General features: G+C 60.1%; 17 protein-coding genes. 7 read left to right on the forward strand and 10 right to left on the reverse strand.

Features of this window, described 5'->3' with window-relative positions:
* Positions 1-15: 15 nt before the first annotated feature.
* Together K9B32_RS00115 and K9B32_RS00120 are read right to left on the reverse strand one after the other, a co-directional pair.
* Positions 16-1269 carry a D-arabinono-1,4-lactone oxidase gene (locus tag K9B32_RS00115; protein ID WP_224559917.1) on the reverse strand — a complete coding sequence of 418 codons (1254 nt, stop codon included), beginning with the start codon at positions 1267-1269 and terminating at the stop codon, positions 16-18.
* Between the two features lie 161 nt (positions 1270-1430).
* The gene (locus tag K9B32_RS00120) at positions 1431-2690 is read right to left on the reverse strand and encodes an AGE family epimerase/isomerase (protein ID WP_224559918.1); all 1260 of its coding nucleotides are present in this window, start codon (positions 2688-2690) and stop codon (positions 1431-1433) included.
* Positions 2691-2862: 172 nt separating this feature from the next.
* On the opposite strand from K9B32_RS00120, the gene metH reads away from it, so the two are divergent.
* Positions 2863-6636 (forward strand): methionine synthase, encoded by a 3774-nt coding sequence (gene metH / locus K9B32_RS00125; protein WP_224559919.1) that lies wholly within the window; start codon positions 2863-2865, stop codon positions 6634-6636.
* Positions 6637-6724: 88 nt separating this feature from the next.
* On the opposite strand, the gene K9B32_RS00130 is transcribed toward metH, so the two are convergent.
* Genes K9B32_RS00130 through K9B32_RS00140 form a run of 3 tightly spaced genes read right to left on the reverse strand, consistent with a single transcriptional unit; the run spans position 6725 to position 9295 of the window.
* Positions 6725-7600 carry a protein phosphatase 2C domain-containing protein gene (locus K9B32_RS00130; protein WP_224559920.1) on the reverse strand — a complete coding sequence of 292 codons (876 nt, stop codon included), beginning with the start codon at positions 7598-7600 and terminating at the stop codon, positions 6725-6727.
* Between the two features lie 49 nt (positions 7601-7649).
* Positions 7650-8414: a GntR family transcriptional regulator gene (locus tag K9B32_RS00135; protein WP_007802416.1), complete on the reverse strand. Its 765-nt coding sequence runs from the start codon at positions 8412-8414 to the stop codon at positions 7650-7652.
* Positions 8411-9295, reverse strand: a complete 885-nt coding sequence (locus tag K9B32_RS00140; RefSeq protein WP_224559921.1) for an N-acetylglucosamine kinase — start codon at positions 9293-9295, stop codon at positions 8411-8413. The genes K9B32_RS00135 and K9B32_RS00140 overlap by 4 nt, the downstream gene beginning before the upstream one ends.
* 524 nt (positions 9296-9819) lie before the next feature.
* Here K9B32_RS00140 and K9B32_RS00145 point away from each other — a divergent pair.
* From K9B32_RS00145 to K9B32_RS00165, 5 genes are all read left to right on the forward strand, one after another.
* Positions 9820-11079, forward strand: a complete 1260-nt coding sequence (locus tag K9B32_RS00145) for an ABC transporter substrate-binding protein (RefSeq protein ID WP_224559922.1) — start codon at positions 9820-9822, stop codon at positions 11077-11079.
* Between the two features lie 185 nt (positions 11080-11264).
* Positions 11265-12212, forward strand: a complete 948-nt coding sequence (locus K9B32_RS00150) for a carbohydrate ABC transporter permease (RefSeq protein ID WP_224559923.1) — start codon at positions 11265-11267, stop codon at positions 12210-12212.
* A gap of 10 nt (positions 12213-12222) precedes the next feature.
* Positions 12223-13065, forward strand: a complete 843-nt coding sequence (locus K9B32_RS00155) for a carbohydrate ABC transporter permease (RefSeq protein ID WP_007802408.1) — start codon at positions 12223-12225, stop codon at positions 13063-13065.
* Positions 13062-14144 carry a Gfo/Idh/MocA family protein gene (locus K9B32_RS00160; RefSeq protein ID WP_224559924.1) on the forward strand — a complete coding sequence of 361 codons (1083 nt, stop codon included), beginning with the start codon at positions 13062-13064 and terminating at the stop codon, positions 14142-14144. The genes K9B32_RS00155 and K9B32_RS00160 overlap by 4 nt, the downstream gene beginning before the upstream one ends.
* 12 nt (positions 14145-14156) lie before the next feature.
* A complete protein-coding gene (locus K9B32_RS00165; RefSeq protein ID WP_224559925.1) occupies positions 14157-15158 on the forward strand; it encodes an ABC transporter ATP-binding protein in 1002 nt (333 codons plus the stop codon).
* A gap of 55 nt (positions 15159-15213) precedes the next feature.
* Here K9B32_RS00165 and K9B32_RS00170 read toward each other — a convergent pair whose 3' ends face one another.
* Complete coding sequence (locus K9B32_RS00170) at positions 15214-15519, reverse strand: NIPSNAP family protein (protein WP_224559926.1); 306 nt, start codon at positions 15517-15519, stop codon at positions 15214-15216.
* A gap of 35 nt (positions 15520-15554) precedes the next feature.
* Here K9B32_RS00170 and K9B32_RS00175 point away from each other — a divergent pair, with 35 nt between their 5' ends.
* Positions 15555-15701, forward strand: coding sequence for a hypothetical protein (locus K9B32_RS00175; protein ID WP_224559927.1), 147 nt, complete (start codon positions 15555-15557; stop codon positions 15699-15701).
* Positions 15702-15720: 19 nt separating this feature from the next.
* Here K9B32_RS00175 and K9B32_RS00180 read toward each other — a convergent pair whose 3' ends face one another.
* The 4 genes from K9B32_RS00180 to K9B32_RS00195 all read right to left on the reverse strand — a co-directional run bounded on the left by K9B32_RS00180 (position 15721) and on the right by K9B32_RS00195 (position 19651).
* Entirely contained in the window at positions 15721-16782 is a 1062-nt protein-coding gene (locus K9B32_RS00180; protein ID WP_224559928.1) for an ABC transporter ATP-binding protein, read from the reverse strand.
* Between the two features lie 14 nt (positions 16783-16796).
* Complete coding sequence (locus K9B32_RS00185) at positions 16797-17585, reverse strand: ABC transporter permease (protein WP_224559929.1); 789 nt, start codon at positions 17583-17585, stop codon at positions 16797-16799.
* Entirely contained in the window at positions 17582-18475 is an 894-nt protein-coding gene (locus K9B32_RS00190) for an ABC transporter permease (RefSeq protein WP_224559930.1), read from the reverse strand. Before K9B32_RS00190 ends, K9B32_RS00185 begins: the two co-directional genes overlap by 4 nt.
* Positions 18476-18547: 72 nt before the next feature.
* Positions 18548-19651, reverse strand: a complete 1104-nt coding sequence (locus K9B32_RS00195; protein ID WP_224559931.1) for an ABC transporter substrate-binding protein — start codon at positions 19649-19651, stop codon at positions 18548-18550.
* Between the last annotated feature and the right edge of the window lie 95 nt (positions 19652-19746).

A 19746-nucleotide genomic window follows, 5' to 3' on the forward strand; every position in this document is an offset into this window, starting at 1 on the left:
GTTCGCGGCAGGAGCTCAGTTTCCACTCGAGCCGAATATAGCATCTTCCAACCATAGGTTAGACAACGTCCGTTCCGGATCCATCCTGTCTCGAAGGCGGACAAACTCGGGAAGCTTTTCATATTTGGCCCCGATGTGACGCCGGGTGAAGACCTTACCCCAGTGCGGCAGGGCCATGAAACGCGACAGGGTCTGCTCAATGTGCTCCACAGCAGCGTTCACGGCCTCCTGGTCCCGAACCCAGGTAAAGTGGATCGACAGGGTGTCGCGGCGATACTGAGGACTGAGCCACAACTCATCCGCTGCGACTGTTCGCAATTCCGCTGCTTGCACCAGATGCGCAAACCTCTCACGGATTGACAGCAACGCGTCGATGGCGGCCGTTCCGTATACCCGTGGAAGGTGGAACTCGGACTGTATCTCCTCACCACTGCTGGGCGTGAACCCCATCTTGAAGTGCGGGAGCCTGTCGGACCATCGGCCATACTGCCCCAACTGTTCCGTTGAATTTTGCGCATCCAATCCGCTTATGGGATGCCTGTTGACCATCGCTCGTGCTGCGCCATGAATGGCGGCGGGCCATTCATTGGCGGATGCTGTTCTCTTGACCCAAATCGATCCCGTTTGTTGACCCCATTGCGTGAACACGCTCACGCTGTAGCCTGCGGCCATGATCTCATCGAGGTTGGCCAACAGCTTGTCCCAGGCCAATCCTTCGTAGACGCACTGCGCGACCTGAAACTCCGGCTGGACGTCAAGCGTTACGCGCGTAACGACGCCAAGCGCGCCCAGATGCACCACCATTCCCGGGAAATCGGCATCCCCGCGTGCCACCTTTACGAGGCGGCCGTCGCCTGAAACAATTTCGAGCCCGGACACCGCAGTTGCCAGATTGCCGTTCCGGTTGCCTGACCCATGCGTTGCCGTGGCAATTGCTCCGGCAATCGAAATATGCGGCAACGAGGCTAGATTATGAACGGCGAGATGATGGCGATGGAGGAAAAGCGCAAGCTCTCCGTAGGTGCAATGGCCGCCTATGGAAACCTGTGTTCCATCGCCTTCGATGACAGGGTTGATCGGTAGCTCTGCAAGCGACAGGGCAACTTCGCCATCGGCGATTGCATTGAACGAATGGCCTGAGCCCACGGCCTTTATCTTTGGCGCTCGCGCCACGATTTCGCAAACCGCATCCATAGAAGACGGGTAGAGGCAGTCTCGAAAGCCATAGGGAAGGCTTGCCGCCCAATTGGTCGTTGGAATCCGCCTCATAAACCAAACCTCCTACCGATTTGTTTGTCTATCGCACAGCCATTCCACGCGCGTCGTCGTTTGCGCCGGTGCGTCGCGTCGAACCCTCCGCTCAAGTCACGGCACGACGCGATATCACTTGAAATGATAGTCGAGCGCCATGAGGTGGCGCTCGCTTCAAATCAGATCTTGCCGCCCGCTTCGGGGATGACCTTGGTCAGGCTGCCGGTTGCCGGGAAGAGGGGGATCAGGCAGGCCTGCAGAGCGTGGTAGATGTCGCCCTTGCCAGGGAAGATCGCATGGGCAGGCACTAGGTCTTCCGTTAGCTCCTCATGCCAGCCGCCATTCTTGTGATCGATGAAGGAGCGCTCAATCACGTTCCAGATCCTGCGGTAGTGCTCCTCGTGATAGTCACTCGGCAGATGTTCGTTCAGGAAATGCGCAGCGCCGGCACCTTCGCAAGCAGGCCACCACAGTTTGTTGCGTTTGGCGGGCTTGTCTTGCCAGTCGAGCGTATAGAAGAAGCCGCCCTTATTGTCGTCCCAACCGAGGGCGATCGACTGCGAGAACAGGCTCTTGGCCGCATCCGGCATCCAGTCATGCTTCTTGTCGCCGAGCACCCAGAGCTGAAGAATGAGACGGGCCCATTCCAGCCAATGGCCAGGCGTGGTACCTGCAGGGCGGAACATTTCGTTCGGATGATAGTAATCCTTGTCGAGGCCCCAATCGGTGCTGAAGTGCTCGGCGACGCGCCAGCCGACAGAACCGGCAGCGCGACGGATGACGAGGTCGGCAATGCTTTCGGCCTTGGCCAGATAATCGCGGTTGCCAGTTGCCTCGAAAGCAGCCATCAGCGCTTCGGTGAGGTGCATGTTGGAGTTCTGGCCGCGGTAGTTGCCGCCGTCGAGCGGTTGCCAGTCGGCAGTGAACTCCTCGGCAATGGCGCCGTGCTTGGCTTCCCAGAACTTGGTGTTCAGGACGTCAGTGATGTCGGCAAGCATGCCGTCGGCAAGTGGATGGCCAACCGTCTTGGCAGAGGAGGCTGCGAGCAGGACGAAGGCATGGCCGTAGCCCTGCTTGTTTGAATCAACGGGGCCGTTGTCGTCGAGTGACCAGAAGTAGCCACCGTTCTTGGTGTCGCGGTGATGCTTCCAGAGGTACTGCACACCGTGATCCACGACGTCGGCGGCACCGGGACGACCGAGGAGGGTGCCGATCGCAAAGCAGTGAACGGCCCGGGAGGCTATATGGATCGGGCGGACCTGGCCGACGGCATTGAGCGGCTTGCCGGTGTCGTCGAGATCGAAAAAGCCGCCCTTCGGGTTGACGGAGTTGTGCTGGAAGAAATCGAAGAGGCCGTTTGCCTGTGCAAGAAGCCAGTTGCGGTGGTATGCGCGGGTGGTCCAGTTTCCGAGCGCGGCGTCTCCGATTGCAGGTGCCATGATACTCCTCCGATTTCGTGCACAAAGCCTTCGCAACCGCCTATATAGGGGCCGCCCGAGTCTGTCATCTGCCCAGCGCCGCAAAGGCGCCACATGAGAGGCATATATTGACATAAAGATATCTTTATGTGATTTGGTCAATTGGCCTGTAACGACGTCAAGGAGTCCGCCCGTGTTTGATACTCTGTTTGGTTCCGAAGGGGCAAAGCGCGACGGTAGTGAAGTGTTCGCAGCGCTTAGGAAAGCCGCCAGCGAACGCATCCTTGTTCTTGACGGTGCCATGGGCACGCAGATCCAGGGGCTGGGCTTCGATGAAGACCATTTCCGCGGCGACCGCTTCATTGGCTGTGTCTGCCACCAGAAGGGCAACAACGATCTTCTGATCCTGACGCAGCCGGATGCGATCGAAGAGATCCATTACAAGTACGCCAAGGCTGGCGCCGATATTCTCGAGACCAATACGTTCTCGTCGACACGCATTGCACAGGCCGATTATGCGATGGAAGGCGAGGTTTACGCCCTCAACAAGGAAGGCGCCGAGATCGTGCGCCGTGCGGCGGTCCGCGCCGCACGCGAGGATGGCCGCCGCCGCTTCGTCGCCGGTGCCATCGGCCCGACGAACCGCACCGCCTCGATTTCGCCCGACGTCAACAATCCTGGCTTCCGCGCCGTCAGCTTCGACGATCTGCGCATCGCCTATGGCGAGCAGATCGACGGCCTGATCGACGGCGGCGCCGACATCATCCTGATCGAGACTATTTTCGACACGCTGAACGCCAAGGCCGCAATCTTTGCCTGCGAGGAGCGCTTCGAGGCGAAGGGCATCCGCCTGCCGGTGATGATCTCGGGCACCATCACCGATCTTTCCGGCCGGACCCTGTCCGGCCAGACGCCGTCCGCCTTCTGGAATTCGGTGCGTCACGCCAATCCCTTCACGATCGGCCTCAACTGCGCGCTCGGCGCCAACGCCATGCGTCCGCACCTGCAGGAGCTGTCAGGCGTTGCCGACACCTTCATCTGCGCCTATCCGAATGCCGGCCTGCCGAACGAGTTCGGCCAGTATGACGAGACGCCGGAATTGATGGCGGCGCAGATCGAGAGCTTTGCGCGCGAAGGCCTCGTCAACATCGTTGGCGGCTGCTGCGGTTCGACGCCGGAACATATCCAGGCGATTGCCGAAGTCGTCGCCAAGTACAAGCCGCGTCCGATCCCCGAGCATCGCCCCTTTATGTCGCTGTCGGGCCTCGAGCCCTTCGAGTTGACCAAGGACATTCCCTTCGTCAACGTCGGCGAGCGCACCAACGTCACGGGTTCCGCGAGGTTCCGCAAGCTGATCACCAATGCCGACTACACGGCAGCACTCGATGTGGCGCGCGACCAGGTGGAAAACGGCGCGCAGATCATCGACATCAACATGGACGAGGGGCTGATCGATTCCGAAAGGGCGATGGTCGAGTTCCTGAACTTGATCGCGGCTGAGCCCGATATTGCTCGCGTGCCTGTCATGATCGACTCGTCGAAGTTTTCGATCATCGAATCCGGTTTGAAGCGCGTTCAGGGCAAGCCGATCGTCAACTCGATCTCGCTCAAGGAAGGCGAAGAGAACTTCCTCGCCCAGGCAAAGTTGCTGCACGCTTATGGCGCGGCCGTCGTGGTCATGGCCTTCGATGAGACGGGGCAGGCAGACAGCTACGAGCGCAAGGTCGAGATCTGCGCTCGCGCCTACAAGCTCTTGACCGAAAAGGCAGGCTTCCCGCCTGAAGACATCATTTTCGACCCGAACGTCTTTGCGGTCGCGACGGGTATCGAAGAGCACAACAACTACGGCGTCGACTTTATCGAGGCGACCCGGACGATCCGCAAGACGATGCCGCTGGTGCACATCTCAGGCGGTGTCTCGAACCTGTCCTTCTCGTTTCGCGGCAACGAGCCGGTGCGCGAGGCGATGCATGCGGTGTTCCTATACCACGCCATCCAGGCGGGCATGGACATGGGGATCGTCAACGCCGGGCAGCTTGCCGTTTACGACCAGATCGATCCGGAACTGCGCGAAGCCTGCGAAGACGTGGTGCTGAACCGCCGCGCCGACGCGACCGAGCGGCTGTTGGAAGTGGCCGAACGCTTCCGTGGCGCTGGCACGAGAGAAGCAAAGGCACAGGATCTTTCCTGGCGCGAATGGCCCGTCGCGAAGCGGCTGGAGCATGCGCTGGTCAACGGCATCACCGAATATATCGAGGCCGACACCGAGGAAGCCCGCCAGCAGGCCGAGCGGCCGCTGCACGTCATCGAAGGCCCGCTTATGGCCGGCATGAACGTGGTCGGCGATCTCTTTGGCTCTGGCAAGATGTTCCTGCCGCAGGTCGTCAAATCTGCCCGCGTGATGAAGCAGGCGGTTGCCGTGCTTCTTCCCTACATGGAGGAAGAGAAGCGCCGGAACGGCGGCGACGACCGTAAGGCTGCCGGCAAGATTCTCATGGCGACCGTGAAGGGTGACGTCCACGATATCGGCAAGAACATCGTCGGTGTCGTGCTCGCCTGCAACAATTACGAGATCATCGATCTCGGCGTCATGGTACCGGCAACGAAGATCCTCGAAACGGCCGTTGCCGAGAAGGTCGACGTCATCGGTCTCTCCGGCCTGATCACGCCGTCGCTCGACGAGATGGTGCATGTCGCCGCTGAAATGGAGCGTCAGGGACTGGACCTGCCGCTATTGATCGGCGGTGCAACGACGAGCCGCGTCCACACGGCGGTCAAGATCCATCCTGGCTACAACAAGGGCCAGGCGGTCTACGTGACGGATGCCAGCCGTGCGGTCGGCGTCGTCTCCTCGCTGCTGTCGCCCGAGGGCCGGGACGGCTACGTGGCCAATATTCGCGCCGAATATGCGAAGGTGGCCGCTGCGCATGCGCGCAGCGAGGCCGAGAAGGTGCGTCTGCCGCTGGCACGAGCCCGCGAAAACGTGCAGCAGGTCGATTGGACGGCTTACAAGCCGACCAAGCCGAGCTTCCTCGGCACCAAGGTGTTCGACGGCTACGATCTCGCGGAGATCGCCAAGTACATCGACTGGACGCCATTCTTTCAGACCTGGGAACTGCGTGGCCGCTTCCCGGCAATTCTGGAAGACGAGAAGCAGGGCGAGGCGGCTCGCCAGCTGTGGACCGATGCGCAGGCGATGCTGGCGAAAATCATCGACGAGAAGTGGTTCCATCCGCGTGCGGTCATCGGCTTCTGGCCGGCGAACGCGGTCGGCGATGATATCCGTCTGTTCAAGGACGATAGCCGCAAGGATGAGCTTGCCACCTTTTTCACGCTGCGCCAGCAACTGTCGAAGCGTGATGGCCGGCCGAACGTCGCACTGTCGGACTTCGTTGCGCCTGTTGAAAGCGGCGTTCAGGACTATGTCGGCGGCTTCGTCGTCACGGCTGGTATCGAGGAGGTCGCGATTGCGGAACGCTTTGAACGGGCCAACGACGATTATTCGTCGATCCTCGTAAAGGCGCTGGCCGATCGCTTTGCAGAAGCCTTTGCCGAGCGCATGCACGAGCAGGTTCGCCGCGAATACTGGGGCTACGCCAAGGACGAGCATCTGAGTAACGAGCAGCTCATTACCGAGGAATACGCCGGTATCCGTCCGGCGCCGGGCTATCCGGCGCAGCCTGACCATACCGAGAAGAAGACGCTGTTCGGCTTGCTCGATGCCGAGAAGGCGGCTGGGGTGACGCTGACTGAAAGCTACGCAATGTGGCCGGGCTCTTCCGTTTCCGGCATCTACATCGGTCACCCCGACGCCTACTACTTCGGCGTTGCCAAGGTGGAGCGGGATCAGGTCGAGGACTACGCCACCCGCAAGGGCATGGACGTTGCTGAGGTCGAGCGTTGGCTCGGCCCGGTTCTCAACTATGTGCCGCGCAAGCGTGACGAAGAAATCGAAGACGCGGCCTGATCGGCTGCGTCTTCAGCATTTGATTCAAGTGTCGGATAGATTGATTAGGTTCTGGTCGCAACGAACTGAATCTGAATCGAAAATCGCCTTACGTGTCGGGCGTTAACTCGACAAGCAGCGCCGTCGTGTCGTCACTTTGTTTGTAGCGTGGATAACGCAACCCCTCGGGATCAATCTCGCGTTCGAAGCGCCTCAACTCATCAAGCATCGGCCGCAGACCCTTCTCGCGTGCGGTGCGCACTAAGGTTGCCGAATCATAGGCCGCGTAAAGGACCGCGAGGTCCGAAAAACCGTCGCTGCAGACGATAGCGTGCGCCCTGCCTTTAATATCAAGCGGCTCTAAGACCAGGTGGTCAGCTGCCTCCGGTACGAGGCCGAGGGTCCAGACGCCGCTCTCCGGCGTATTCTGCCGCTCGCGGTACTGGCGCAACAAGGTGAGGGTCTCGGAGTTGCCGAGCGCGCCACCTTCCTTCGTGATGCCGCCCGTTCGCGCAATGTGCTTTCGCGCTTGGTTCTGCTCATATTCATAGGCGCCCGGGATCGCCATGCACATCGTGGCTGAGCCATCTTCCCGCAGCAGAAAGAGACAGGAGTCGCCGAGGCCGACGAAATGGAAGCCGTCGCGTGTTTGATGCAGCATCGCAAAGGCGGTCAACGGCCAGGCGTAGCGCGGCGCATTCTCGTTGTGGCGGAGAAATGCCGTACGGGCTGCCTGCGACAGGCTGCGGGTAACCTCCGAGATGTCGGTGTCGCGGGTGATCTGATCTTGAAAACCGCGGGCGAAATGCCGGGCGATCCACGCGGCGTCGCTGCCTGCCTCATCCATATATTGGCGATCGCCGAGGCCCGTCGCACCGTCGATGACGAAGGCGCAAGCCTCGTTGTGCCCGAAGCTGTCGTCGTTCGGCTTTGCCGGATTTCCGGGGTCGGAGATGGTGTCGAGGATCCTGATGCGAGATGTCATGAGTGCAATCAATAAAGGCGCATCGCCGTCCATTCAATGCGACCAGGCCTCACGGCGCACCGATTGTGAGTTCGGCGACGAAATCATAGGCATCACCGCGGTAGAGCGAGCGGGTGAATTCGACTGCGCGCCCGGAGCCCAGATAGGAGATGCGTTCGATCGAAAGTCCTGCTGCGCCGACGGGGACGCCGAGCAGGTGCGCGTCGGCCTCTTTCATGTTGGTCGCCGAAATCCTCTGAACGGCACGCACAGGGCGGACCTGGCGACGCTCGAGTTCTGCATAAAGCGACGTTGTCACAACGAAAGGATCCGGCAGGAATTCGCCGGAAACGCTGGCGTTTTCAATTGCCAGCGGCTGGTCGTCGGCGATGCGCAGACGGCTGAGGCGCGAGACCCTGACATCGGTCGCGAGGCCGAGAATCATCATTTCATCCGGCGAGGGCGTATGAATGCCCTTGTGCAGCCATTCGGAGCGCGAGGTCATTCCACGCCGAGCCATATCCTCGGTAAAGGAGGTAAGTTGCGAGAGGCGCTGTTCGACCTTCGATACCGGCTTGGTCACGAAGGTGCCGGAGCCGTGACGGCGGACAAGCAGGCCGTCGGCGACGAGTTCATCGATCGCCTTGCGCACCGTGACCCGGCTGACCGTCGCAAATTCGGCGATGTCGCGCTCGGGCGGCAGGGCATCGCCGTGGCTGAGCGTGCCCGTGCGGATGGCATCTTCCAGCGTGCGCCGCAGTTTGACGTAAAGCGGGCCAGTGCCGCCGGCCTGAAGGCGCTCGGGGGAAAGCAGGCTTGCAAAATCATCCGTCATGCCGCGCCTCTTCCTTCCTCGCGCAGGAACTTCACTGCGAGCTCGATGGCGCCCTGCAGGACATCGCCCTTCGGCTCTTGCAGCAGGGCGGTGTGGCGCTCTGCAATCCACGGACGATAAGCCTTGGCCAGGCCGCCGAGCAGGCAGATGGCGTGGCATTCCGGCCAAAGCAGGGCATCCAGGCTCTCGCCGATCGAGGCGGCCGCGTTCTGCACGATCGACATCGCAACCGGATCGCCTTTCGCGGCAGCCTCGAAGACGACGGGCGCATAGCGGGCGAAGTCATTGGGACGGGAGGCATGGGCAAACTCGACGACGCGCTCGGGATCGTCGCCATACTCGGCCATGACCGTCTGGGTGACCGGCGAGGAGGGGCGCACACCGTCATGGGCAAGCAGAGACTGTTCCAGCAGGTCGCGACCGAGGCGGGCGCCGCTTGCCTGGTCACCGACAACGAATCCCCATCCGCCGATGCCGTAAAGCTTTCCGTCGCGGCGGGCATTGTAGACAGAGCCAGTGCCGAAGGCGCCAATCACGCCGTCGCAATCGCCGAGCGCTCCTTGGAGTGCCGTCGTCGCATCGGTGACGACACGACGTCTGGCAAAGGGCAAGGCACGCTCGATGCGCGCGGCATAGTCGCCCACATTTGCGCCGGCCACGCCAATGACAGCCGCGACGCTGGAAACGGTTTCAGGCGAGAGGCCGGCGTCGCTCAATGCGTTTCTCGCCGACGCAACGATGTTGAGCAGCGAGTTATCGAGGTCGGACAGAATGTTCGATGGGCCGGCCGTGCCACGGCCTAGGATACGTCCTGTCGCATCCGTGACTGCGGCTCGGCAGCTGGAGCCGCCGCCATCAATGCCGATCGTAAGTTCTGTCATTGAACCACCAAAAATCCGCTCATTCCCCTTGTTTTTATTACAATACCAAAAAAATACCATTTACCAAGCCCAAAGCGACGTAAAAATTCACCTTGTTATCATGTTGATTTTAAATAATAAAATTTTTAATGGCGTTTTTCTGTCGTTGAAACGTTAAAATTGGCTGGACAATTGGTATTTTTTTGGACTTAATTCCATCAAAGGGAACAGCGCATCGGGCAGCGATAAACCGGCAGGATAAAGATAAGCCGGGCAACTCGATGGAATGTGGATCCGGCTGTAGCGGCTCAGTCGCTCTCAAGTCGCTTTTCGCCATCAGTTTTCCCTTTCGTCGCTGTGCCGGGCCTTTTTCGGTCGGGTGCGCTATCTGGTCGACGGGTGCTTTGCCCGCCGAGCCGATTTGAGCTTTCGGGCCGGCAGTTACTGACGGCCCTCAGGGGGGCGGTGGGTGCCATCTCATGCACGCAATCGCTCGTTTCAGGTCAAAAACAGCGCCTCATCGGCGCTCAAAACAGGAGAGGGAAATGAAGAACACCGCACTGAAAGGCTTCCTGCTGGCCTCGAGCCTGCTGACATCCATGGGCTTTGCTCATGCCGCCGACGTCACGCTGACGGTCGAAAGCTGGCGTAACGACGACCTGCAGATCTGGCAGGAAAAGATCATCCCGGCATTCGAAGCCAAGAACCCGGGTATCAAGATCGTCTTCTCGCCGACCGCGCCGACCGAGTACAACGCTTCGCTGAATGCCAAGCTCGACGCCGGCTCGGCCGGTGACATCATCACCTGCCGTCCGTTCGATACATCGCTCGAACTGTTCAAGAAGAAGCAACTCGTCGATCTGACCAGCCTGGCTGGCATGGAGAACTTCACGCCGGTCGCAAAGGCTGCCTGGTCGACCGACGACGGCAAGTCCACTTTCTGCGTGCCGATGGCCTCGGTCATCCACGGCTTCATCTACAACAAGGATGCGTTCGACAAGCTCGGCATCTCCGTTCCGAAGACGGAAGACGAATTCTTTGCCGCGCTTGAGAAGATCAAGGCAGACGGCACCTACATCCCGCTCGCCATGGGCACGAAGGACCTCTGGGAAGCCGCAACCATGGGCTACCAGAACATCGGCCCGAACTACTGGAAGGGTGAAGAAGGTCGTTTGGCGTTGATCGAGGGCAAGCAGAAGCTGACGGATGCCGGCTGGGTCAAGCCCTACGAGGAGCTCGCCAAATGGAAGCCTTACCTCGGCGACGGCTTCGAAGCGCAGACCTACTCTGACAGCCAGAACCTCTTCACGCTGGGTCGTGCCGCTATCTACCCGGCCGGTTCCTGGGAAATCGCGCTGTTCAACAGCCAGGCGCAGTTCAAGATGGGTGCCTTCCCGCCGCCGGTTCCGAAGGCCGGCGACCAGGGCTATATCTCCGATCATCCGGATATCGGCGTCGCCCTGAATGCCAAGAGCACGCATGCCGAAGAAGCCAAGAAGTTCCTGAGCTGGGTTGCTTCCAGCGAATTCGCCGACATCTACGCGAACTCGCTGCCGGGGTTCTTCAGCCTGAATTCGAACCCGGTCAAGATGAGCGATCCGCTGGCTCAGGAGTTCGTTTCCTGGCGCGGCCCGTACAAGTCAACAATCCGCTCGACCTATCAGATCCTGGGGCGCGGCACGCCGAATCTGGAAAACGAGACCTGGATTGAGTCGGCGAACGTCGTCAACGGCACGGATACGCCGCAGGTGGCAGCCGAGAAGCTCCAGAAGGGCCTCGACGACTGGTACAAGCCAGGCAAGTGATTGAATACGAGGGACGGCCTCGGTTGTCCCTCACTCCGGCTCCAAGCCAATTTCGTATCCGCTGTTCCTCTCCCCGCCGCCTTCGAAACCGGAAGCGACGGGGAGACGACTAGAGGACGGGCGTTCTGCCCGCCGTGTCAGACGCGCTGCACCACAGGTGCAGCCAAGAAGAACAGGCAAAAGCCATGAGCGAAGCCGAATCCGCTATCGATGTCGTTCCCATCAGTCGCCCGGTGCGCTGGCACATCGGCGTCTTTCTTTTCCCGGCATTCGCCGTCTATTCGGCGATCATGATCCTGCCGCTGATCGAAACGCTGAGGCTTTCGTTCTACAACACCGTCGACGGCGCGCCTGCCTTCGTCGGGCTCGCGAACTACAAGGTGTTGCTCGGCGATGCGCGCTGGGCACACGACTTCTGGAATGCGCTGGTCAACAACTTCATCTTCTTCCTCATTCACATGTGTGTGCAGAACCCGATCGGCATCGCGCTGGCCGCGCTGCTGTCGACGCCGCGGCTTCGCTTCGTGGCGTTCTACCGCACGGCGATGTTCCTGCCGACGTTGCTTTCCTTTGTGATCGTCGGTTTCATCTGGAAACTCATCCTGTCGCCGATCTGGGGCGTTGCTCCGTGGCTGATGAGCCTCGTTGGCATGAAGTCGCTTTTCGCCCCATGGCTCGGGCAGTCCGGACCGGCGCTGATCGCTGTGTCGCTGATATCCAATTGGCAATATATCGGCATTCCGATGATGCTGATCTACGCTGCGCTGCTCAGCATCCCGGAAGAGGTGATCGAGGCCGCCGAGTGCGACGGCATCACCGGCTGGGCACAGTTCTGGAAGATCAAGCTGCCGCTCATCCTGCCGGCCATCGGCATCATTTCGATCCTGACTTTCGTCGGCAACTTCAATGCCTTTGACCTGATCTACACGGTACAAGGCGCACTTGCTGGCCCCGACATGTCGACCGATATTCTCGGCACGCTGCTCTACCGCACCTTCTTCGGTTTCCAGCTCCAGCTCGGCGACCGCTCAATGGGCGCCACGATCGCGACGGTCATGTTCCTGATCATCCTCGCCGGCGTGTCGTTCTATCTCTTTGCTATCCAGCGGCGCATGCGCCGGTACCAGTTCTGAGGAGTGTGTCATGTCCAATAGAGCACGCACATCCCCCATCCGCACCGGCCTCGTCCACCTGGCGCTCATCGGCTATACGCTTGTTGCCATCTTCCCGGTGTTCTTAACGATCATCAACTCGTTCAAGGACCGCAACGCGATCTTCCGTTCGCCGATGCAGGTGCCTACGCCCTCGACCTTCAGCCTTGTCGGTTATCAGACCGTGCTGGGGCAGGGTGACTTCGCCACCTACTTCCAGAACAGCTTCATCGTCACCGTCGTTTCGATCTTCTTCGTGCTGTTGTTCGGTGCAATGGCGGCCTTCGCGCTCTCGGAATACAAGTTCAGGGGCAACACGCTGACTGGTCTCTACATGGCGATCGGCATCATGATCCCGATTCGCCTCGGCACAGTCGCCATTCTCCAAGGCATGGTCGCCGCTGGCCTCGTCAACACGCTGACGGCGCTGATCCTCGTCTACACGGCTCAGGGCATTCCGCTGGCGATCTTCATCCTGTCGGAATTCATGCGGACGGTTTCCGATGACCTGAAGAATGCCGGTCGCATCGACGGGCTCTCGGAATATTCGATTTTCTTCCGGCTGGTGCTGCCGTTGGTACGCCCGGCCATGGCAACGGTTGCCGTCTTCACGATGATCCCGATCTGGAACGACCTCTGGTTCCCGCTTATCCTGGCGCCATCCGAAGCAACCAAGACCGTTACTCTCGGCTCGCAGATCTTTATCGGGCAGTTCGTGACCAATTGGAACGCCGTGCTTGCCGCGCTGTCGCTGGCGATCCTGCCGATCCTCGTCCTCTATGTCATCTTCTCGCGGCAGTTGATCCGCGGCATTACATCGGGAGCGGTCAAGTGAGTGCATCCGACACGCCAATCCGCGTTCTGGTCGCCGGCCTCGGCAACATGGGACGCAGCCATGCGCTGGCCTATCACAGCAATCCCGGCTTCGAGATTGCGGGGCTGGTCAACCGCTCGACGCCTGATCTGCCGGAGGAACTGAGGGGCTACAAGATCCATTCGGATTTCAAGATGGCGCTCACCGAGTTGAAGCCTGATCTTTGCGCCGTGTGCACTTACTCCGACACGCATGCCGATTATTCGGTCGCTGCCTTTGAGGCGGGTTGCGACGTCTTCGTCGAGAAGCCGCTGGCGACAACGGTCGCCGATGCGGAACGTGTGGTCGCGGCGGCAAAGAAGGCTGGGCGCAAGCTGGTGATCGGCTACATCCTCCGTCACCACCCGTCCTGGATGCGGCTGATCGAGGAAGCGCGCAAGCTCGGCGGGCCGTATGTCTTCCGCATGAATCTCAACCAGCAGTCCAGCGGCCCCACTTGGGAAACCCACAAATCGCTGATGCAGACGACGTCGCCAATCGTCGATTGCGGCGTGCATTATGTCGATGTCATGTGCCAGATCACCGACGCCAAGCCGGTCGAGGTGCGCGGCATGGGACTGCGCCTTTCGGACGAAATCGCGCCCGATATGTACAACTACGGCCAGCTGCAGGTGCTGTTCGAGGATGGTTCAGTCGGCTGGTATGAAGCCGGCTGGGGCCCGATGATCTCGGAAACGGCGTTCTTCGTGAAGGACATCATGTCGCCGAAGGGATCTGTGTCGATCGTGATGGACCCGAACGCCAAGTCTGACGACATCGACGCTCACACCAAGACCTCGGTCATTCGTCTGCACACGGCGGGGACCGGACCTGATGGCAAGTTCCTCAGGCCGGACGAGGATATGAAGATGGCGGGAGAACCTGGCCATCAGGAACTCTGCGACCGCGAGCAGGCCTTTATGCTGAAGGCTATTCGCGCGGACATCGACCTCAACCGCCACATGGCAGACGCCGTCGCTTCGTTGCGCATCTGCCTCGCCGCCGACGAAAGCGTGCGTACCGGCCAAGCCGTCAAGCTCCAAGAGCCGGCCAAACGATAAGGAATACGACGAGTGGGATCGCTTCAACTCAAATCCATCCGCAAGACTTACGGCACGCACGAAGTGCTGAAGGGCATCGACCTGGAGGTCAAGGACGGCGAGTTCGTTATTTTCGTTGGACCTTCGGGTTGCGGAAAATCGACGCTTCTGCGCAGCATTGCCGGATTGGAGGACGTCACCTCGGGCGCCGTTCTCATCAATGGCAAGGATGAGACGCTGACGCCTCCCGCCAAGCGCGGCATCGCGATGGTGTTCCAGTCCTATGCGCTCTATCCGCACCTGACGGTCAAGGACAACATGGGCCTCGGTCTCAAGCAGGCCGGCACGCCGAAGGACGAGGTCGACAAGCGGGTGAGCAAGGCATCGTCGATGCTGTCGCTCGAACCGTATCTCGCCCGGCGCCCGGCGGAGCTTTCCGGTGGTCAGCGCCAGCGTGTCGCCATTGGCCGCGCGATCGTCCGAGAGCCGGCGCTCTTCCTTTTCGACGAGCCGCTGTCGAACCTCGATGCCGCCTTGCGTGTCCAGACGCGTCTCGAGATCGCGCGCCTGCACCGCAGCCTCAAGGCAACGATGATCTACGTGACCCACGACCAGGTCGAGGCGATGACACTTGCCGACAAGATCGTGGTGTTGAATGCCGGTGCGGTCGAGCAGGTCGGCTCGCCGATGGAGCTCTACAACCGCCCCGCAAACGTCTTCGTCGCGGGCTTCATCGGTTCGCCGATGATGAACTTCATTGCGGGCGACAAGGTCGCCGATGCCGATGCAAAGACCGTTGGCGTCCGCCCGGAGCATCTGAGCCTTTCGCGCGAGCAGGGCACCTGGCGGGCGAAGGTCGTCCATGTCGAGCATCTCGGGGCGGACACGATCATCTATCTGGAATCCGAGCAATGCGGTCTCATCACCGCGCGGCTCTTTGGCGAGCACAAGTACGAGCCCGATGAGATCGTCTATGCGACGCCGGATACGGCCCACATGCATCGCTTCGATGCAAATGACAAGGCGATCCGCTAGACCCGCCACGAACCAAAGGCCCCGTCAATTGAGCGGGGTCTTTCGTTTCTACCGATCAGTCAAGGACGGGCCGCATGAAACTGCGCTCGTAGCTGATGATGCTTCGGTTACTTTTATCGAGATCGAAGGCGGCCTGGCATTCCGGGTCGGCTGCCATGCGGGTACGGTAATCTTCGTAGGCCGCGAAGCTCGGGAACGAAAACAGCGCGATAGCAATGTTGTTGGCGCCCTCGGACGGCAGGAAATAACCGTGATGCGTGCCGCCCATTCGATTGACGATCGGGATCCAGAGTCGAGCATATTCCTCGAATTCGGCGATCTTGTACGGGTCGATCGTGTAACGCAGATAGCAGGTAATCATTGAAACATCCGGTTTGAGGCCATGCCGGTGCGGTCATGGCAGAGGATATGATGCCGACTTTGCTGAACGAAAACGTTCCAGCTGACGTTGCGCATCAAGGTCGCTATTTCAAGCAGTTTCCGGTGCTGCAAAATGCAGCGCCGGAAATGCGGAAGCGAGTGTGGCAAAGCCGCAAAACATGAGGGCGGCGCTGCCCGGCGGTCAGTCGCGGATGACGAGGAGGTCGGCCGCCATGAAGCGAAGCGTCACCGTTTCGCCGGCTGCCGGAGGAGCAACGCCTGGGCTGTTGAACATGTCGAAGGAAATGACGTTGCCGCCGACGTTCATGCGCGTGCGGATGACCGAGCCGAGGAAGTGGGCGGACACGACCTGGCCGGTCAGCTTCGTATCGCACGGCGTTCCCTCAGCCAGTGAGCCGGCCTCTGGGCGCAGCGCAAGCGAGACGGTGTCACCGGCTTTGAAGGCGGCGACCGATTGCTTCAAGGTCACGCCCTGGTCGCCGATCTGGATACGGTTGGCGGCCGGGTCGACGACCTTCGCTTCGATTATGTTGAGCGTACCGACGAAGGAGGCGACGAAGCGCGTTGCCGGCGTGTTGTAGATCTCAAACGGCGTTCCGATCTGGTCGGCGCGGCCGGCGTTCATGACGACGATGCGGTCGGAGATCGACAGGGCTTCCTCCTGGTCATGCGTCACGAAGACGGTGGTGATGCCGAGCTTCTGCTGGATGGCGCGGATTTCCTCGCGCAACGACACGCGGATCTTGGCGTCGAGGGCTGACAGCGGCTCATCGAGCAATAGAACCTGTGGGCGGACCGCAAGCGCGCGGGCAAGCGCCACGCGCTGCTGCTGGCCGCCGGAGAGCTGATAGGGATAGCGGTCGGCAAGATGGTCGAGCTTGATGAGCCCGAGCATTTCCTTGACGCGAGCATCAATCTCGGCGGGCTGCGCGCCGGAGACCTTTAGGCCGAAGGCGACGTTGTCGTGAACGGTCATGTTGGGAAACAGCGCATAGGCCTGGAAGACCATGCCGATGTTGCGCTTGTTGGGCTTCAGATTGTTTTGTTCCTTGCCGCCGATGGCGATGCGACCGGCGGAGGGCGTTTCGAAGCCTGCGATCATGCGCAGAACGGTCGTCTTGCCGCAACCCGACGGGCCAAGGAAAGAGATGAATTCCCCCTTCTCGATCCGCATGTTGAAGTCATGCACGACCTGCGTGTTGCCGAAGGATTTCTTAAGGTTTGCGAGTTCGAGAAAAGCCATGAAAACCAGGTACCTTACGACTTAGCCGGGGCGGCTTTGTGGAAGCGGGAGACGAGTTGCAGCAGGCCCATGCTGAGCCAGGTGATCGAGAAGGCGATGACGGCCAACGCCGACGGCTCGTAGGCGCGATTGGCGCCGACCAGCTGCAGGTATGGGCCGAAAGCCGGACGATTGAGGAGCGCGGCCATGGTGAATTCGCCCATGACGATCGCAAGCGTGATGAATGCGCCCGAGAGCACCCCGCTCATGACGTTCGGGAAAATGCATTTGAACATGATTGTCGTCCAGCTGGCGCCGAGGCTTTCGGCCGCTTCCGTCAGCGTGCGGACGTCGATGGCGCGCATGGCGGTGTCAACGGCGCGGTACATGTAGGGCAGCGATAGCGTCATGTAGGAGAGGACAAGCAGGATGTTCGTGCCCGTCGTCGAGCCCGTCAGCGGCAGGATCGAGGAAGAGTTGTACATTCTAAGATAGCCAAAGACGATCACGATTGCCGGGATAACCAGCGGCAGCAGCGTGATGAACTCGACGATTGGGCGGATCTGCGGCAAGCGCAGGCGCACCCAATAGGCCGTCGGCACCACGAGCAGCATGCCGAAGACGATCGTCAACAGCGCCATCAGCATCGAATAACCGAAAGTTTCGCGGAACTGCGCATCGGAAAAAACCGAAGCATAGGCGTCGAAACTGTAGGCGCCGCGGCGCATACGCAGCGAGAATTCAATGGTGGCGATGAGCGGCAGGACAAAGTAGACCGCACCGATCGCAATGGCGATCCAGGCTCCTAGGCGTGAAGTCTTCATTTTTGCCACCGTTCGGCGCGCATGCGCAGCAGGATGTAGAGGAGGTTGGACAGACCGGTAATGACGATCATGCCGAGGGCAAGGGCGTAGCCGAGGTTGGCGTTGTGAAGCACGTCGCCGCGGATCTGTGCGTAGAGCAAGATCGGCACGATGTTAAGCGAGCTGCCGGTCAGGGCGTAGGCCGTGGCGATGGCGCCGAAGGCGTTCGCAAAGAGAAGCAGTGTCGTGCCCATCAGGCTCGGCCAGAGGATCGGGAAGGCGACCATGCGCCAGTACTGGCCATTGGTCGCGCCAAGGATCAATGCTGCTTCCTTCCACTCCTTCTTCATGCCGTCGAGCGCCGGCGTCAGGATCAGCACCATCAGCGGGATCTGGAAGTACATATAGGTGATCGTCAGCCCGAAGAAGCTCAGCAGGTTAAAGCCGGTGGAATAGAGATTGAAGCCAAACCAGTCGCGCATCAAAACGGTTACAAGACCGGTGCGCCCGAGCGTGGCGAGGAAGGCGAAGGCAAGCGGCACGCCCGCGAAATTGGAGGCAACGCCGGAGAAGGTCAGGAGGCCCGAACGAACCCAGTTCGGCAGGCCGCCGAGCACGACAGCCCAGGCGAGAAAGAAGCCGATCACTGCGCCACCGAGGGCCGATGCTACGGACACTTTGATACTGATCCAGTAAGCGCTGAGGATCGACGGCGTGAACAGGTCGACAATATTCTTGAGGGTCAGGTCGCCCTCGGGTGTAAGGAAAGCGCCCGCTACGAGATAAACCGTCGGGATGATCAAGAACATCAGCGCGAAGATCATGAACGGCGCGATGCCGAGCCAGTCTATCACCCTGTCGCGGTTTATCAGGGGCGTGGTGCTGGCGACGGAGGTTGAAACACTGCTCATAGACGTTACAGCCTTATTGGGCAACTGACTGGGGCGCCTCTCCGCCCGACAGCGGAGAGGCAGTTTCATGCGTTACTTGACGTTGGCGCCGACCACCGAATCCCAGTTCTTAGTGATGGTTTCCTTGGCTGCTGCCTGCTGTTCGAGCGTCGGGAAGATTGCCTTCTCATACGCAGCGGCTGGCGGGAGCTTGTCAAGAAGGTCCTTCGGGATCTTGTTGTTCTTTGCCAGATCGTTGAAGCGTATCGGGTGGCAATAGCCCTTCAGCCATCCGAGCTGACCTTCGTCGGAGTAAAGGTATTCCATCCAGAGCTTTGCAGCGTTCGGATGCGGAGCGAAGGCCGAGATGGCCTGAACGTAAACGCCGGCAACAACGCCCGTCTTCGGAACGACGACTTCAAACGGAGGGTTGCCCTTCAGGCTTTCACCCCACGAAAGGGCATTGTAGTCCCAGGCAACGATGATCGGGGTCGAGCCCTGAGCGAACGGCGCGGCCTTGCCGACGACCGGAACGAAGTTGCCACTCTTGTTGAGTTCGGCAAAGAACTTCAGGCCTTCGTCGCCTGCTTTTGCTGCATCACCGCCTGCAGCCGAAAGACCGGAAGCAAATACGCCCTGTACGGCTTGGTTTGCGCTGCGCGGATCGCCGGCGAGAGCAACAGCGTTGGCGTAGTCGCTCTTCTTCAGATCAGCCCAGTCGGCCGGAGACTCCTTGACGAGGTCCTTGTTCACGAGGAAGGAGAGAACGCCGTAGTAGTCGCCATACCAGAAGCCATCGGCATCTTTGGCGCTGTCCGGAATGGAATCCCAGGTCGAAACCTTGTAGGGCTGGATCAGGCCTTCTGCCTTTGCCGAGGGGCCGAAGGAGAGGCCGACGTCGATGACGTCAGGAGCCTGCGGGCCTGTGTTGCCCTTGTTGGCCTTGACTGCTTCGATTTCATCGCCCGAGCCTGCGTCCGGGTTCAGTTCGTTGACCTCGAGGCCATACTTGGCCTTGAAGCCGGCAATGACGTCGCCGTAGCCGCACCAGTCGTGCGGAAGCGCGATCGTCGTCAGCGTGCCTTCCTTCTTGGCGGCAGCGATGAGTTCAGCGCTAGGCTCAGCAGCTGCGATTGCAGTAGAAGCAACGACAATCGCAGTAGAAAGCGAAAGCATTTTTGAAATATTAGAGATCACTGTTGTTCTCCTTCGGGTTTTCAGTGTCCGACGATGCTGTTACTGACGTTACGTGAAGCTTTCGTGACAGTTTGGTGACGTTCTTTTTTCTTTGT

The sequence above is a fragment of the Rhizobium sp. 3T7 genome (genome assembly GCF_020166565.1).
Classification (GTDB): Bacteria; Pseudomonadota; Alphaproteobacteria; order Rhizobiales; family Rhizobiaceae; genus Rhizobium.

Excerpts from the sequence above, each read along its gene's own strand:
- K9B32_RS00145 (WP_224559922.1), top strand. The coding sequence starts at position 9,820 with ATGAAGAACACCGCACTGAAAGGCTTCCTGCTGGCCTCGAGCCTGCTG.
- K9B32_RS00135 (WP_007802416.1), bottom strand. The coding sequence starts at position 8,414 with ATGACGGATGATTTTGCAAGCCTGCTTTCCCCCGAGCGCCTTCAGGCC.
- K9B32_RS00150 (WP_224559923.1), top strand. The coding sequence starts at position 11,265 with ATGAGCGAAGCCGAATCCGCTATCGATGTCGTTCCCATCAGTCGCCCG.
- K9B32_RS00185 (WP_224559929.1), bottom strand. The coding sequence starts at position 17,585 with ATGAAGACTTCACGCCTAGGAGCCTGGATCGCCATTGCGATCGGTGCG.
- K9B32_RS00155 (WP_007802408.1), top strand. The coding sequence starts at position 12,223 with ATGTCCAATAGAGCACGCACATCCCCCATCCGCACCGGCCTCGTCCAC.
- K9B32_RS00130 (WP_224559920.1), bottom strand. The coding sequence starts at position 7,600 with ATGACATCTCGCATCAGGATCCTCGACACCATCTCCGACCCCGGAAAT.
- K9B32_RS00170 (WP_224559926.1), bottom strand. The coding sequence starts at position 15,519 with ATGATTACCTGCTATCTGCGTTACACGATCGACCCGTACAAGATCGCC.
- K9B32_RS00180 (WP_224559928.1), bottom strand. The coding sequence starts at position 16,782 with ATGGCTTTTCTCGAACTCGCAAACCTTAAGAAATCCTTCGGCAACACG.
- K9B32_RS00115 (WP_224559917.1), bottom strand. The coding sequence starts at position 1,269 with ATGAGGCGGATTCCAACGACCAATTGGGCGGCAAGCCTTCCCTATGGC.
- K9B32_RS00175 (WP_224559927.1), top strand. The coding sequence starts at position 15,555 with ATGGCAGAGGATATGATGCCGACTTTGCTGAACGAAAACGTTCCAGCT.
- K9B32_RS00190 (WP_224559930.1), bottom strand. The coding sequence starts at position 18,475 with ATGAGCAGTGTTTCAACCTCCGTCGCCAGCACCACGCCCCTGATAAAC.
- K9B32_RS00120 (WP_224559918.1), bottom strand. The coding sequence starts at position 2,690 with ATGGCACCTGCAATCGGAGACGCCGCGCTCGGAAACTGGACCACCCGC.
- K9B32_RS00140 (WP_224559921.1), bottom strand. The coding sequence starts at position 9,295 with ATGACAGAACTTACGATCGGCATTGATGGCGGCGGCTCCAGCTGCCGA.